Source organism: Clostridium oryzae (genome assembly GCF_002029235.1).
GTDB classification, from domain to species: domain Bacteria; phylum Bacillota; class Clostridia; order Clostridiales; family Clostridiaceae; genus Clostridium_AE; species Clostridium_AE oryzae.
In genome coordinates, this window is sequence record NZ_MZGV01000147.1 from 1 (window position 1) to 1989 (window position 1989).

Consider the following 1989-nt stretch of genomic DNA (forward strand, 5'->3'; position numbering starts at 1 on the left):
TAATTGCATAATATAGTATTTTTGACATTATATTATATAATTATATAAAATGTTTTTACGTATTTCGGACAAGCTATTTTAACTGTGGAATAAGATCTAAAAATGATTGGAGGCGATAGAATGATAAAAAAAGCAAAGATGATACTTAATAAAGATTACAAGATAAGTGATATAGATCCGAGAATATATGGTTCTTTTATAGAACATCTTGGAAGAGCAGTCTATGGAGGTATATACGAGCCTACTCATCCAAAAGCAGATGAACATGGATTCAGAACAGATGTAATAGAGCTTGTAAAAGAATTAAATGTTCCTATAATAAGATATCCTGGTGGAAATTTCGTTTCTGGATATAATTGGGAAGATGGAGTTGGACCTAAGGAGAACAGGCCAAGAAGAACAGAGTTGGCATGGGGGACTATTGAGACCAATGAAATGGGGACAAATGAATTTGCAGATTGGGCAAAAAAAGTAAACACAGATGTGATGATGGCAGTAAATTTAGGAACTAGAGGAGCAGATGCAGCTAGAAACCTTGTTGAGTATTGCAACCACAATAGTGGTACATATTGGAGTGATTTGAGAAGAAAACACGGATATGCTGAACCGCATAATATAAAGACTTGGTGTTTAGGAAATGAAATGGATGGTCCTTGGCAGATATGTCATAAAACAGCAGAGGAATATGGGAGATTAGCTGCTGAAACAGCAAAAGTAATGAAATGGGTGGATCCTTCTATAGAAGTGGTAGCTTGTGGAAGCTCAAATAGTGCAATGCCAACTTTTGCAGAGTGGGAGGCTACTGTACTTGATCATACCTACGAATATGTGGATTATATTTCTTTACATCAGTATTATGGTAATGCTGAAAACAACACAGCAAACTTTATTGCTAAAACGGAAGATTTTGATAGATTTATTAAGTCTGTAATAGCTACTTGTGATTATGTAAAAGCAAAGAAGAGATCTAAAAAAACTATTAATTTGTCTATTGATGAATGGAACGTTTGGTTTCACTCAAATGAGGCTGATAAGAAGATTGAAAAATGGTCTATAGCTCCCCATCAATTAGAAGATGTATATAATTTTGAGGATTCTTTATTAGTTGGAGGTATGCTTATTACCATGCTTCAACATTCGGACCGAGTAAAAATGGCTTGCCTTGCTCAACTAGTAAACGTAATAGCTCCAATTATGACCACAAATGGAGGAGGAACTTGGAGACAGACTATTTTCTATCCTTTTATGCATGTCTCAAACTACGGAAGAGGATGTGTGATTAATCCTATTATATCATCTCCAACCTATGACAGCAAAGATTTTACTGATGTTCCTGTACTTCAGTCAGCAGCAGTCTTTAATGAAGAAAAGGAACAATTAACAATTTTTGCTTTAAATAAAGCTATAAATGATAACTTAGAATTCGAGTGCGATATTAGAAGCTTCGAAGGCTATAAAGTTTTAGAACATATAGTTCTTACTCATAATGATGTAAAAGCTGTCAACACTGAAAGTAATCCTTTTAATGTAAAACCCAATTCTAATGGAAACGCTAAAATTGTTGATGGAATTATACATGCAAATCTTGATAAAATTTCGTGGAATGTTATAAGATTATCTAAAAAAATAAATTAATTTTTGTATATTTTGTCTAAATCTATTGACAGAAAATATCAATAGTACTATCATATAATTATAGTTTAGATAAACATTAAATGTTTTAAAATAATATAAAACATTAATTGTCTAGACTTTATTTAGAAGATACAAGAAAACGTTATATAGGAAAATAAACTAAGGATCCAAAATGTATATAAAATGCGGATAAAAAGAATATTACCGCTTTATATATAAAAAGAATTGATAGTGTAAAGTTTGCTATGAAAAAAATTTAGAGAAAAAAAGTAGGATTGAAAAGAGAAAAAGAAGAAAAAAAGCAAGGAAAAATAGGTAGGTGAAGGAAGCCGCCACCCTTGACAGCATGACAAA

1 protein-coding gene is annotated in these 1989 nt (G+C 32.0%); it reads left to right on the plus strand.

The window, feature by feature from the left end:
- Positions 1 to 120 precede the first annotated feature (120 nt).
- Entirely contained in the window at positions 121 to 1635 is a 1515-nt protein-coding gene (arfA, locus tag CLORY_RS22710; RefSeq protein WP_079428859.1) for an arabinosylfuranosidase ArfA, read from the plus strand.
- Positions 1636 to 1989 lie beyond the last annotated feature (354 nt).

Bases quoted from the DNA above. Each gene is read 5' to 3' on its own strand.
- arfA (WP_079428859.1), top strand. From the start codon at position 121: ATGATAAAAAAAGCAAAGATGATACTTAATAAAGATTACAAGATAAGT.